The following is a 13601-nucleotide window of genomic DNA, read 5'->3' on the forward strand; positions in this document are numbered from 1 at the left end:
TAGTGAACTGGAAAAAGGAGAGAGAAGATGGAACTATTAGAAAAAGAAAGTATTGATTTTTATTTGGAACGTAATCGAATCCCATTCACTTATGCTTTTTTCAAGGAAGAAGAATATGACGGGCTAAATAGTCATCAGGAGGCAGTTTTAGAATTTCTTAATTGCTCAAGTAGACTACAAGCTTGCTGGTTATGGCGAATCGGTGATTCTATTGAAAAAGGAACGATGATTTCTAAAAAAACATACGCACAAAAATTTTATGAATTCAGAGAAGAAAAAATCAACTATACGGATATCCGATTTTTTGACAAGATGAAAGATTATCCTATTTATGTGAATAAAGAAATGATGAAGGCGAAAAGAGTCACCCCTAAAGCATTATGGGATGAGGATGGTATCTATCGGACTTCTTTTCTTAATGCGCCTCAAGGAGCGGCAGGAACGGAAGAAGAATTTAACCAGTTGAATGATCGTCTTTTCCCAGATAAAGATCATCTGCATATTTACCTTTGGAATAATGAATTTACGAATTATTATAATAATGGTCGTTATTGGGATGGTGCTTATGTGTGGTCAGTGTATGACGAAAAGAGAAAGCGATTCACTGTTTTTGATGCTAGTTTAGTGATGATTTGATTTTTTCAGGCTAAAAATAAATAAAAATTTTGAAGAGGAAGGAGCCGCCCTTGGCGGCTCCTCTTTTACAGTTCTTCGTAAGTCAGGATAAGCGGTTAGGATATAATACTTTCGTTTTTTCCATACGATGTTGGGCATTCTTTGAATAACTACTTTAGCGTAATAGATCGAGTCGTATTGAATATAGTTGTCAAGGTTTAATCTATAAAATCCCCACCCTAATGTCTTTCCAAGAGCAATCGATTTATACGATCGATAGATTACACGATTACCATCTTGTAAAGAACAATCACCTAGAGGTAACTTGATCGTACCCTCTAAGTATTTTTTATTGGCAGTATAGATCGCGCAGTTGATAAATATCAAAGCTTGTTCCGTAGTATGGAAGGCAGCGGAATAGGTTATTTCTTTTAATCGGGCTTGTAGGGCATCCGCAGTCTGTCCCACATGCCGTTCCATCGTATGCCCTTTCCCGCCGTCTGCATACCATTCGTCATAGTACAAATCAAGAGGGGAATACCATTCGAATTCATCGTCATCATCGTCATCCCCTTTGAAGTTTTTGATTGCTTCAAGGACGCGGGCAAGACTCAACGCATTCCATGCAGCGCCCATTGCGCCTTCAACTAATGTTTTACCTGTTCCATCTTCTACGATGTCTCCAGTTTCTTCATCTAATACACCTCTTCGCCCATCGATCGTGATCGAGTCATCTATTGGGATGGCTGCTTCACTGTAAGCAAAATCGATCGCCCCCCACTGGTATTCTGGAACGGCTACTCGAGTGTCAGCGTACACGAACTTTCCTGTTGCATCAAGGACAACCGTTTGTCCGTATAAGGTAGCGATTATACCAGAAGGATCGAAGCTCAATCCGTTTTCAGTCGGTGCCAAGACTTCCGCTAAGTTCTTTTGTATATCGGCAGTGCGTGTATGATAGGCTTGCGCCATTTGCTGAGCCGTCTGGACAGCGACTTCTCTTGAGGGTGTTTCGATCACCCCAAATTCAAAAGTGGTGTTTTGCTGGATGTATTCCAGAAAGTCTTCTTGAGTCGCGATCTGGCTCATCAAGACAGACATCGGGACACTTAATTCGACTTCATGGACAAAGGAACCGTGACTACCCCGATGGCCATAATTGTGACCGGAGATCGTTAGTAATGTTGTATCACTGCCGACTCGAGTTTCCATGACACGAACCATTTCCAGTAAGAAGAATTGATCTTCGATGAACATTCGATCAGCTACCGAGGCATCACGTCCGATCACGCCAGTCCGAGCCGTTTCAGTAGAAAGAGAACCATAAGAGATCAGTTTACGAAAAGCCGGATGGTCATTGATCGAAAAGCGATAAGCACCATGATCCGTTGTTCCTGTCAAATATTCCCGCATCAATGCATGACTGGTCACGTCTTGCGCGTATCTTTTTTGCAGACCTTGCGAGAAATTATAGGTACTAGTAGTAGAATCAATTCCCGAAGTGGCAAAAGCGGCCAATTCTTGTTGCAGGGCAGGATTATTGGAAGATAATTCATACAAGCTCGCATTCGTTTTGATTAAGTCTGCAGTGGCGACGCCTAAGGAGGAACCTAATTGGTAAAAACTATAACCAAGTCCTGCTCCTAGGATAGCAGAAACTACTGCAGCAGAAGCAGGGAGGGAAACCAATGCAGAACTTAATGTAGCACCAACAGCAGAAAAAGGAGAGAGAAAAGAGGAGAAACTGACGCCACCGGTTAAAGGAACCAATGCTGCGTTGTGCGGATCTGGTTCTTGGGTAGTGACAGGGATACGAGAGATAGACGGGAGTTCAGGAACAACTTCGGTCGTCGCATGTTGTTCTGCTTTAATCGTATACGTTTCTTGGGCGTGCGTTTGGACAGGCGTGGCAGCAAATGGCAGAAGTGTCAACACAACAAAAAACAAATGAGTGAGTTTTTTCATGTTTTCTCCTTTCAAGAACACGTGCGGCTGATCGACAAGGGGGTCTTTTGCACCTCCGTTCATTCGTATTCGCTTACACATTTAATTATTCTTGAAAAAACAAAAGAATACAAGGCGTAATAGAAAAAATCAATTTAAAAAAATGTTTTTTATATTATTGGTGTTTCCTTCGTGTATTCTCATGGAAGACAGTAGTTATGTCAAATAATCGTTTGTTTTGGACGCATAATCGTTCGCATAACTGATAAAGAAAAAGAAGGGATAGATTTATTTATTTTAATATTAATGTTATTTAATGTTTTCTTTTCAAACTTATAGAAATAACATATTTTATGTAAAAAACTGACCATAGGATAAATGGTCAGCAAATTCAGTGATTTAACTAAGTTTCGTGCTTTCTAAAGGAACAACTGTCTCTCTTTTGATCAAGCGATGAGGGATGACCAAGCGTACGCCGCTACTTAATTCTTCATGGATCAGTTCACGCAGTTTTTGCATAGCGACACGTCCTAATTCGGAGATATCGATATCGATGCTTGTAAGGTAAGGATGTGTCAATGTTGAGAAGATCGAGTTGTTGAAGCTAATGACGGAAAGTGTCTCTGGAATGACATAACCATACATTTGTGCCAACTGCATCGTGCGAAGGGCGAAGATATCGTCAATGACTACCAATGCTGTGGCTTCGTTTTCTTTCAACGTTTTCTCAAAGGTCAGATAATCTTCTGTATGTTCCAGTACTACACTGGAAAACGCAGGAAAATCAGCCATCATCATCGCTTTTTGATAACCGAAATATCGTTCGAAATACAAACTCTCATGAGTCGTATTCGTCACGAATAGGATATTCTTATGTCCGTTCTGAATCAAAAATTCTGTTGCTTGTTTGCCTAGAAGTTGGTTGTCATTATCTACATAAACGATTTCGTTTTCGTGATGATAAGGCTGTCCGATCAAAGTGAAAGGGATATGGTTTTGGTATAAATAATCAATGACAGGGTCTTGACTATCTGAATACACTAGAATAAAACCATCTACTTGTTTTTGTAGATGCATACGCTGGACGTTCTCTAACAGTAAATCAAAATTTTTAGCAGTAGCAATCGCTGTCGTCATATCATAATTCCGCGCTTCTTCGTTGATTGCTTCCATGATCTCAAGATAAAAGGGATTCCCGATCCGCTCTTTTGAATCAAGAGGGGGTAAGATCACGCCGATGGCACTGGAAATGCGTTTTCCTAGATTGCGGGCAGTCATGTTAGGAACATAACCTAGTTCATCCATGATTTTTCGGACTTTCTTCTTTGTTGCTTCGGAAATACTAGGATGATCATTGATAACACGAGAGACGGTCGAGGTAGCAACACCGGCTTTTTTCGCCACATCTTTTACGGTAATAGCCATGATAAAAACACCTTTCTCTTGTTATTGTGCAGAGAACCGATAAATCGTCTGACTGATCCGTTCTTGACCAGGATGGAGGTTGATCGATCCAAAGTTGGGGAAATGAACGATATCAGGGATTTCTTGCGGTTCGATTGCTAATCCGTAGTTTGAATGCATCTGTTTTCCGTTGACAGAGAAATCAGCTTCAAATCCAGTCGTAGAAAATAATACCATACTTTTATTGGAAGTTGCTATAGTCATTTGACGACCAGAATGCTTCTCGAATAATTGTAAGGAAGTTCTGGAAAGCCTAGGATGATGCAAAAGAAATACATCATCTAGTCCAGCTGGATAACAAGCAAGGATTTCTTGCAGTGTTGGAGATTTTCTAAAGTCGATGGGCAGGTCTTCTTTTTTCGTCCAATTTCCAGTAGGTAGTTTTTCTTGATCTAATTCAAGTATACCATCTAAGAAGACTGTTAACTGATGGTCATAGATGTCTCTTTTTCCATTTCCTGAAAGGTTGAAGTAGGCATGATTGGTCGGATTGCAGATGGTTTCGACCAGGCTACTGGCAGAGGTCGTCATCTCTAACTCGTTTTTTGTCAAACGGTAAGTGATCGTAGCAGTGATTGGTCCTGGATAGGTAGAAAATTCATCTTTTAAGTAAAAGACCACGCCTATTGATGAAGGAGTTTTGAAAACTTCTACTTCCCAATACTGGAAAGACCAGCCTTTCGTGCCACCGTGGATATGGTGTGGTCCGCAGTTTTTTTCCAATCTATGCTCACCCCAAGAAGCATCTCGGATCCTTCCAGCTACAGGTCCGACAGTTGCGCCAAAAAAGCTTTTATCTGTTAGAACATCTTCGAAACGATCGTAAGACAATAAAATATTTTCTGATTTTCCTTCTTTGTCTGGCGCGAAGATTTGATGCAGGCGGGCACCATAGTTGAGAAGAACGACTTCTAAATAGTCGTTCTTCAACGTGATTTTCTTTATTTCAGTCTCTGGAACTGGTACGACGGAGATTTCTGGATTATCCATGGTCATGCCACTTTTCTTTCAAGTAATCGATCGTAAGAAAAGTCGTATCAGGGACAAGCGGGATCTCCTCTCCAAGGTCTTCAGCACGTCCCACGCCAATTGGTTGGGCACCACTTGAGAGGATGGCTTGGATACCAGCTTGCGCGTCTTCGATCCCGATACATTCTTCTGCTTTTAGTCCGACAGCTTTTGCTGCAAGGAGAAAGATATCTGGCGCAGGTTTTCCGTTTGCTGCTTCTGCCGGGTCGGCAATAGCGTCAAAGTAAGGTGTGAGACCCATTTTTTCAAGTAGGAAAGGCCCATTTTTACTTGCAGAAGCAAGAGCGATCTTGATTTTTTCTTCTTTTAAAGAATCTAGTAAAGGGACGACCCCAGGGAAGACATCTTTTGGTTCGATCGTCTGGATCATCTCTAAATAATAATCATTTTTTCTTTTTGCTAATTCTGCAAATTCTTCCTTTGAAAAAGAGTGTTCTTTTCCGCCATAAGCTAAAAGCAAAGAGAGAGAGTCTTCTCGGCTAACGCCTTTTAGCTGTTCGTTGAATGTACGGTCGATCGTAATGCCGATTTCCTGACCAAGCTTTCGCCAAGCACGATAATGGAATTCGGCAGTATCGGTAATGACGCCGTCTAAATCGAACAATACCCCTTTAAACATTTGCTTCCTCCTTTCTTAGCGTTATTTCTAGGCGATCCTCTAAAGTGTAAGACTGTTCATAGACGAAAAGTTCCAGAGGCATACCTTCTAATAACTCGAAAGTAACTTGTTCATCTGTAACTGAGATGAATAATAAACGTCCGCGATAATTGATATGGAAAGAATAAGCATTCCAGGTTTTTGGCAGAAATGGTGCGAATTTCAATTGATCATGGGCGGTTTTCATTTGTGCAAATCCTTGGACGATCGACAACCAGCTGCCAGTCATGGAAGTGATGTGCAAGCCGTCTTCTGTGTCGTTATTGTAATTATCCAAATCCAAGCGAGCTGTTCGTTGGTACATTTCTACAGCTTTGTTTTCCATTCCTAATTCTGCTGCTAAAATCGAATGGATACTTGGGGAAAGGGAAGACTCATGGACAGTCATTGGTTCATAGAAATCAAAGTTTTTTTGTTTTTCTTCTTTTGTAAAAGTATCGTTGAAGAAATAAATCCCCTGTAATACATCTGCCTGCTTGATGAAGCAAGATCTAAGGATTTTGTCCCAAGACCAATGCTGGTTCAGAGGAAGATCGCTTGTGGGAATATCGGATACAGGCATGAGATCTTTATCTAAGAATGTGTCATGCTGGACAAAGATCCCCAATTCTTCGTCCACTGGGAAGTACATGTTCTCTGCGATATCTTTCCATTTGGCTAGTTCTTCTTCGCTGATAGTGATAGCAGCTTCTTTTTGATAAGTTAAATAATTTTCTCGCGTGTAACGCAAGACCCAAGCTGCGATCGTATTTGTATACCAATTGTTATTGATGTTGTTTTCATATTCATTTGGTCCAGTCACTCCGTGGATCATGTATTTATTTGCTCGTTTTGAAAAATGGACACGGTCTGCCCAGAAGCGGGCGATTTCTGCTAAAACTTCTAGACCTTCATTTTTCAAATATTCTGTATCACCGGTGTAATTCGTGTAATTGTAGATTGCATAGGCGATTGCACCATTTCGATGAATCTCCTCGAAAGTGATTTCCCACTCGTTATGACATTCGACGCCAGTGAAGGTGACCATAGGATAAAGCGCGCCTTTTAATCCTTGCTGCTGAGCGTTGTGGATCGCTTGCGGCAGCTGGTTATGCCGGTATTTCAGAAGATTCTTAGTTACTTCGGGTTTGGCTAAAGCGAGATAAAGAGGGACTGCATACGCTTCTGTATCCCAGTAAGTGGCACCGCCGTATTTTTCTCCTGTGAATCCTTTGGGTCCAATATTCAATCGTTCATCTTCGCCGTAGTAAGTAGAGAATAGTTGGAACAAATTGAAGCGAATACCTTGCTGTGCTTCTTCGTCTCCTTCGATGACCACATCGGCAAGCTTCCATCGTTCTGCCCAAGCCGCTGTTTGTTCTTCTTTTGCTTGGATATAACTGTTTGTCTGATTTGCTAATTCTGAGAGGGCTTTTTCTGCTTGCTGCGCTTCTGGGATATCTCGACTAGTAAGAACGATGATTTCTTTCTCTACTGTCCATGTCTCGCCTTGAGATAATTCAGCAGACAGGCAACCATGTAAGGCTAAAGTATCTTCGTGATAGTCAGGAACGACTGCTTTTCCGTTAACGAAATGACGCATTGCTGCAGTAACAGTGAATTGTTCGATCCCAAAGTTGTTTGGAATAGTTTTAGTTGTCAAATAGCCGATTTCTTCTATGGTTCCACGATCGATCTCATTCCAAAAATGTTCATCATAGTTGCTGTCTTCGTTTTGGACATTTCCATCCAATTTCGATACGAGGTCGACTGTTCCATTACCTTCAAGCATTTCTATAGTCAAATGGATGTAAGCCGCTTCTTTTTTGATAATGCTCAAAAAACGTTCAAATGAAATACGTACTTTATTAGTAGAAGTAGTGATTGTGAATGTACGAGATAGCACACCGTTTTTCATATCTAGTTCCCAATAAAAATCTTCTGGTTCCAAAGAAGCCAAGTCGATCAGCTGATCGTTGATCGAAATATCTATTGCGATAAAGTTCAAGGCATTGATCACTTTTCCAAAGTACTCTGGATAACCGTTTTTCCACCAGCCGACACGTGTCTTATCAGGATACCAGACACCTGCCAAATAAGTACCTTGATGGTGATCCCCTGAGTAAGTTTCCTCAAAGTTCCCACGCATCCCCATATAACCGTTTCCAATACTTGTCAGAGATTCTTGCAGTCGAAGATTTTTTTTATCTAATTGGGTCGTGCTTATTTTCCATGGATCAATAGCAAATAGTCGTTTGATCTGTTTCATTGTTCTCCTCCTAATGAGCTGTTTTATACGTTCATAATAAACGCAACCGATTGCGCAAGTCAATAGACAATAAGAAATATTTCATAGAAAAAAGCATAAAAATAAATTTTTTTCGAGCTATTTATAGAAGGAAACTTATGTACTATAGGGTTTGAAGAATGGTATAGACAGAAGAATGAAAAATAAAGCATTTACAAAAAAGAAAACGCACGCTATAATACATTTAACGAAACCGATTGCGTAAAGGAGCTAAACGGAATGAAAAAGATATTTAGTTTTGAGTTTTGGCAAAAATTTGGAAAGGCTTTAATGGTTGTGGTGGCAGTGATGCCGGCAGCTGGATTGATGATCAGTATAGGGAAATCAATTCCTTTGATCAATCCTGAGTGGACGCCGCTTGTTACAACGGGCGGAGTAATAGAAAATATTGGTTGGGCAATTATTGGTAATCTTCATATTTTATTTGCTTTAGCAATAGGAGGAAGTTGGGCAAAAGAACGAGCAGGTGGGGCATTTGCTGCTGGGATCTCATTTATTCTGATCAATCGGATCACTGGGGCCATCTTTGGTGTCACAAGCGACATGCTTGCGAATGAAGACGCGTTTACTCACACTCTTTTCGGTACGAAGATTATGGTTAAAGGGTTCTTTACAAGTGTGTTGGAAGCACCAGCTTTGAATATGGGTGTATTTGTAGGGATCATCGCTGGTTTTGTCGGGGCAATGGCTTATAATAAGTACTATAATTATAGAAAATTGCCGGATGCTTTGTCTTTCTTCAATGGAAAGCGCTTTGTTCCGTTTGTCGTTATCTTATGGTCAACGATTGTGGCATTGATTCTTGCTGTTGTGTGGCCAAACGTACAGGCCGGAATCAATAATTTTGGTTTATGGATTGCAGAATCCCAGGAAAGCGCACCGATTCTAGCACCGTTTTTATTTGGTACATTGGAACGTTTGCTATTACCGTTCGGATTGCATCATATGCTGACGATTCCTATCAACTATACACAGCTTGGCGGATCGTACGAGATTCTATCAGGTGCACAGGCAGGAACACAAGTTTTTGGACAAGATCCGTTATGGTTAGCTTGGGCCACTGATTTAGTGAATCTTAGAGGTGCAGGGGATATGGCGCAATATGAATTTGTGCTGCATAACTGGACACCGGCCCGTTTCAAAGTAGGACAAATGATTGGTTCTTCGGGTATTTTGATGGGGATGGCATTTGCGATGTACCGTAATGTCGATCCTGATAAGAAAGCAAGATATAAATCAATGTATTTTTCAGCAGCGCTAGCTGTCTTTCTAACAGGTGTAACAGAACCATTGGAGTTCATGTTCATGTTTGCGGCTGTACCATTATATGCCATTTATTCAGTCATTCAGGGAGTGGCATTTGCAATGGCAGACATTTTACCATTGCGGGTCCATTCATTTGGAAATATCGAATTGCTGACGCGGACACCGTTAGCTATCAAAGCGGGTCTAGGTGCAGATCTTATCAACTTCGTGTTATGTGTAGTCGTTTTTGGTGTTGTTACTTATTTCTTAGCAAATTTCTTAATCAAAAAATTCAACTTTGCTACACCTGGGCGTAACGGAAATTATGACAATGACAGTGAAGAAATCACTGTATCTAACAGTGGAACAGGAACAGCAGATCAGCAAGTGGTCCAGATCATTCATTTGTTGGGCGGAAAAGAAAATATCAAAGATGTCGATGCCTGTATGACTCGTTTACGTGTAAGTGTAAACGATCGGGAAAAAGTTGGGACTGAAGAAGCCTGGAAACGAGCAGGAGCAATGGGGCTAATCGTCAAAGACAATGGAGTCCAAGCAGTTTATGGACCAAAAGCAGATGTCTTGAAATCAGATATCGAAGATTTGTTGCAATCAGGAGCAGAGATTCCAGAGCCGCAAATGGTTTCTACAGGAAATGGACAAGCAGATAGTAAGCATTACTTAGGTATAGAACAAGAACTAGTTTCCGCAGCTTCTGGGGAAGTGATTCCATTAGCTGAAGTAAAAGATCCAGTATTCTCACAAAAAATGATGGGTGATGGCTTTGCTGTTATTCCAACGTCAAGAGAAGTTGTTGCGCCGATCGCTGGAAAAGTTACAAGTATTTTCCCTAGCAAACATGCAATTGGGCTAGAAACGAAAGATGGCGTCGAAGTTTTGATCCATATGGGGATTGATACAGTCCAAATGAATCAGTCAGCTTTTGAGATTGCTGTCAAAGAAGGACAAGAAGTAGGAACAGGAACGAAATTAGCTGAGATGAATCTTGAGGTGATCCAAAACGAAGAAAAAGATCCAACGATCATGATCGTATTTACGAATGATAAAGTGGAAGAAGTAGTGATCAAGCAAGTAGGGACAGTGGCAGCTGGTAAAGTGATCGGCTCCATTAAAATATAAGGGGAGGTTGTGAAATCAGCGCCCTGACCTGAGTATTAGAGAGGCAAAACGGAAAAATAGCTCCTCATATTTTGCCGTTTTTGAGCTAATACCGAAGGTCAGCTGATTGAACACTGTTTACTGGGGAGGTTGTGACAAAATTTTGTCACAACCCCTTTTGTTTCGAAATGAAAAGAAGGAGAAGAACCATGAAATTCATGACATTGAACACACATAGCTGGCTTGAGCCAGAACCAGAGAAAAAATTACAGGAATTAGCAGAGAAGATCCTGTTAGAAGATTATGAAGTGATCGCTTTACAAGAAATCAACCAATTGCTGGAATCTGAAGAAGCAGACCCTCCAAAACTAACGAAGTTCTGTCCAGTAGAGAATCAAGTTCCTATCCGCAAAGATAATTTTGCCTACTGTTTAGTCCAGCTTTTAAAAGAACAAGGAAAAGAGTATTTTTGGAGTTGGGAAATGAGCCACATCGGTTATGATAAATATGAAGAAGGAAATGCGCTGCTTACGAAAAGACCATTGGAAAGTCAGGTCCTCACCGTCTCCGAATCTCAAAAGAAAGAAGATTATCGGACGCGCAAGATCTTGATTGGAAAAACAAAGATAGATGATCAAGATATTTTTGTCTCTAGCTGCCACTTTTCTTGGTGGACAGATAAAAAAAGCGGCTTTTATTTTGAGTGGAAAAACTTGGAAAACTACTTTTTTGAAACACGCGCACCACTTTTTTTCCTAGGTGATTTCAATAATCCAGCAGATTCTGAAGGTTATCATATAGTAAAGGAAAGTGGTCTTCTTCTTCAAGATTCGTATGTTATCGCGAATGAAAAAGGCAAGGCTGCTACTGTGGAAAAGAAGATTGATGGTTGGGAACAAAATACAGAAAAATTGCGTATAGATTTCATTTTTGTCCCTGAAGGAGTACAAGTAAAAAAATATCAACGGATTTTTGACGGGATCGATAGCCCAATCATCAGTGATCACTATGGGGCTGAAATCGAAATAGATGGACGATGAACGAACAAAAATATGACACAAAAAAACTAAACAAAATAAAACTCTCCGATCGATCCTACCGTTCGGAGAGTTTTTTTGATTGGATGTATCATCCGTTTTGACTAAGCATGTAGATGCTTGTATCTATGATAAATAAATAAGCACAGCAAGGTAAACCAGCCAATCAAAGTAAGAGAAAGAATGAAATAGAAATAGATTGGCGTTCGATAGTGAAGCGTGAGCTCGTTGATCCCTTTTTGCTGATTCACAATTGGGGTCCCGATATCCGTTAATTCATAATCAGTCAATGTTTTTCCATTTTGCTGTAGTACAGTCCGATCATAAACGATAACAGGGATATGAACCGTTTTGTCCCCAGTATTTTTCCACTTGATTGTCAAAAGACCGCCTGGATGTGTTTTTATGAAAGTTGTTTCGTTTTCTAATATTTCTTCGTTATATCGGTCGTATTTGTTGTCTTTTGTCTCCTTATAGATTGGGAGATAGTCAGGGGTGGTTTTTTGGAAAACGAATAAGCTGGTAGACATATCTTTACTGAAGAATGTTTTCCTTGCTTCTTCCGGTGTATCGAAGAGATAAGTATGTCGACTGACAAATGTTTCATTCTCCCACTTTTCTAGATGCTGGTATAAGTTTTGGATCGTCTGTGCAGAAAAAATAAGAATACCCAATATACCTAAAAGACGGAACCACTTTTGCTCAGACCATTGATTTAGTGATAGGGCAAGGTAAAGCAGAAGCAATAGCGTAAATGGGACGAAAAATCGAAATGGAAATTGAATTAAGCTAATAAAAGGTACATTTTTTTCGATCAATGTCGTCCATGGAATCAAGCTAGTAGAAAGAAAAAAGAAAACAAGACTTGTATACAACACGATTTTTTGGAACAAGGTGTTCTTTTGTTGAAAGAAAATAAAAAGCAAAAAACCTGACAATATCAATATCGGAAAGGCTTTAGGGTAATGAAGCCAATAACTGCCATCTAGGTCAATCGCCTTTTGACTCATTTCTCTGTTAACAAAGGGGGGAAGAATCTTATTCCCGCTGTAAACAATAGCTAGTCCTGCCCAAATATTTGCTGTCAGGACAAAATAAAGCAAGACCGACTTGATCAGTTGAAGCAGTGCTTTTCCTTTTTCAGTCTGGTTAAAAAAGTAATAAAGATAAAAAGGAATATACATCAAGGCTAACATGATCGAAGACAGCAGATGAATCTGCGTCATAAGTCCAACTGAGATCGCAACTTTGATCACAGGAAACTTTTTATGAAGGACGAAATCAACAATAGGGATCATGCATAAAGGATAGAAACAAGTCCCCCAACTAGTGAATCCTTGATTGATAGACCAATATTGAATAGAATACGTACTCATGAATAAAACGGCTACTGGTACACTTACCCAGTTCCGAACATTGACATATCTCAGTAAAATCAGCATAGAAAATCCTGAAATAAGATAAAGAATGAAGTTTGAAAGAATCTGATAGTGAAACCAACTACCTGCAAGCAACACGATCAATCCTTGTAAATAAGCAAAAAATGGGCCGTAAACGGCATTAACGATCCTACCGTTTTGCTGGAATCCATAAAGGGAAGGAAAATAATGGAAATCCCCATGTTTGATTTGTTGCGCAGCATCGTAGAACCGATTGTAATGGAAGGGGGCATCAGCACCCAAAATTAGTTTATGTGTGAATAAATGAGGCATGAGAAATACCAAAGCAATGAAAAAAATTGCTAAAAACGGGCCATATTTTTTCAATTGTCGAACTCCTTTGCAAACTTTAGATAAATTCATCATATATCCTATGCGATAGGGAGGCAAGAAATTAGAAAATTCATGAAAATATTTATGAATTTTACAAGAAAAACACAAGTGAAATTTCTAAGGAGAGAGGATGTGACAAAGCCATGTCGCCTCCCTTGTTTTGGGTAATAAGCTCACTAGCCTAGAAAATATGAAAAGCTATTTTCTGACTAGCGCTCTTATTACTCAAAGCATAACGCAGTTTTCACAACCACTTCCTTAAGCGGTCTTCAAAAGCTTGCATCTGCGGTAATAAGTCCAACCAAACGAAAAATATGAGGAGCTATTTTTGTTTGGTTGTTCTTATGACTTGATGCAGGACAGCTTTTTCACAACCTCTGATTCACGGTGTTCCAGAAGTAGCTTCTTCAGAAATCTCTTCTTATTTCTTG

9 protein-coding genes are annotated in these 13601 nt (G+C 40.1%); 3 read left to right on the forward strand and 6 right to left on the reverse strand.

The window, feature by feature from the left end; all coding sequences use genetic code 11:
• Window positions 1-27 precede the first annotated feature (27 nt).
• On the forward strand, window positions 28-636 hold the full coding sequence (locus OZZ83_RS06960; RefSeq protein ID WP_252706959.1) for a hypothetical protein: 609 nt from the start codon (window positions 28-30) through the stop codon (window positions 634-636).
• Here OZZ83_RS06960 and OZZ83_RS06965 read toward each other — a convergent pair.
• The 5 genes from OZZ83_RS06965 to OZZ83_RS06985 all read right to left on the reverse strand — a co-directional run bounded on the left by OZZ83_RS06965 (window position 622) and on the right by OZZ83_RS06985 (window position 7958).
• Window positions 622-2643 (reverse strand): RNase A-like domain-containing protein, encoded by a 2022-nt coding sequence (locus tag OZZ83_RS06965; protein ID WP_325066031.1) that lies wholly within the window; start codon window positions 2641-2643, stop codon window positions 622-624. The genes OZZ83_RS06960 and OZZ83_RS06965 overlap by 15 nt on opposite strands.
• Window positions 2644-2958: 315 nt before the next feature.
• Window positions 2959-3984, reverse strand: coding sequence for a LacI family DNA-binding transcriptional regulator (locus OZZ83_RS06970; protein WP_002312769.1), 1026 nt, complete (start codon window positions 3982-3984; stop codon window positions 2959-2961).
• A 21-nt stretch (window positions 3985-4005) separates the two neighbouring features.
• Window positions 4006-5013, reverse strand: coding sequence for an aldose epimerase family protein (locus tag OZZ83_RS06975; protein WP_002316657.1), 1008 nt, complete (start codon window positions 5011-5013; stop codon window positions 4006-4008).
• Window positions 5006-5671 carry a beta-phosphoglucomutase gene (pgmB, locus tag OZZ83_RS06980; RefSeq protein ID WP_002310736.1) on the reverse strand — a complete coding sequence of 222 codons (666 nt, stop codon included), beginning with the start codon at window positions 5669-5671 and terminating at the stop codon, window positions 5006-5008. The genes OZZ83_RS06975 and pgmB overlap by 8 nt, the downstream gene beginning before the upstream one ends.
• The gene (locus tag OZZ83_RS06985; RefSeq protein ID WP_002310737.1) at window positions 5664-7958 is read right to left on the reverse strand and encodes a glycoside hydrolase family 65 protein; all 2295 of its coding nucleotides are present in this window, start codon (window positions 7956-7958) and stop codon (window positions 5664-5666) included. The genes pgmB and OZZ83_RS06985 overlap by 8 nt, the downstream gene beginning before the upstream one ends.
• Before the next feature lie 258 nt (window positions 7959-8216).
• On the opposite strand from OZZ83_RS06985, the gene OZZ83_RS06990 reads away from it, so the two are divergent.
• Both OZZ83_RS06990 and OZZ83_RS06995 read left to right on the forward strand, forming a co-directional pair.
• On the forward strand, window positions 8217-10382 hold the full coding sequence (locus OZZ83_RS06990; RefSeq protein ID WP_278023696.1) for a PTS transporter subunit IIBC: 2166 nt from the start codon (window positions 8217-8219) through the stop codon (window positions 10380-10382).
• Window positions 10383-10570: 188 nt separating this feature from the next.
• Window positions 10571-11401: an endonuclease/exonuclease/phosphatase family protein gene (locus tag OZZ83_RS06995; RefSeq protein ID WP_002320399.1), complete on the forward strand. Its 831-nt coding sequence runs from the start codon at window positions 10571-10573 to the stop codon at window positions 11399-11401.
• Window positions 11402-11502: 101 nt separating this feature from the next.
• Here OZZ83_RS06995 and OZZ83_RS07000 read toward each other — a convergent pair whose 3' ends face one another.
• Window positions 11503-13203: a hypothetical protein gene (locus OZZ83_RS07000; RefSeq protein ID WP_278023697.1), complete on the reverse strand. Its 1701-nt coding sequence runs from the start codon at window positions 13201-13203 to the stop codon at window positions 11503-11505.
• Window positions 13204-13601 lie beyond the last annotated feature (398 nt).

It is taken from the genome of Enterococcus sp. E5-162 (assembly GCF_035725965.1).
Taxonomy (GTDB): Bacteria; Bacillota; Bacilli; order Lactobacillales; family Enterococcaceae; genus Enterococcus_B; species Enterococcus_B lactis.

Coding starts and splice junctions, on each gene's coding strand:
- OZZ83_RS06960 (WP_252706959.1), top strand. CDS start 28: ATGGAACTATTAGAAAAAGAAAGTATTGATTTTTATTTGGAACGTAAT.
- OZZ83_RS06965 (WP_325066031.1), bottom strand. CDS start 2,643: ATGAACGGAGGTGCAAAAGACCCCCTTGTCGATCAGCCGCACGTGTTC.
- OZZ83_RS06970 (WP_002312769.1), bottom strand. CDS start 3,984: ATGGCTATTACCGTAAAAGATGTGGCGAAAAAAGCCGGTGTTGCTACC.
- OZZ83_RS06975 (WP_002316657.1), bottom strand. CDS start 5,013: ATGGATAATCCAGAAATCTCCGTCGTACCAGTTCCAGAGACTGAAATA.
- pgmB (WP_002310736.1), bottom strand. CDS start 5,671: ATGTTTAAAGGGGTATTGTTCGATTTAGACGGCGTCATTACCGATACT.
- OZZ83_RS06985 (WP_002310737.1), bottom strand. CDS start 7,958: ATGAAACAGATCAAACGACTATTTGCTATTGATCCATGGAAAATAAGC.
- OZZ83_RS06990 (WP_278023696.1), top strand. CDS start 8,217: ATGAAAAAGATATTTAGTTTTGAGTTTTGGCAAAAATTTGGAAAGGCT.
- OZZ83_RS06995 (WP_002320399.1), top strand. CDS start 10,571: ATGAAATTCATGACATTGAACACACATAGCTGGCTTGAGCCAGAACCA.
- OZZ83_RS07000 (WP_278023697.1), bottom strand. CDS start 13,203: ATGATGAATTTATCTAAAGTTTGCAAAGGAGTTCGACAATTGAAAAAA.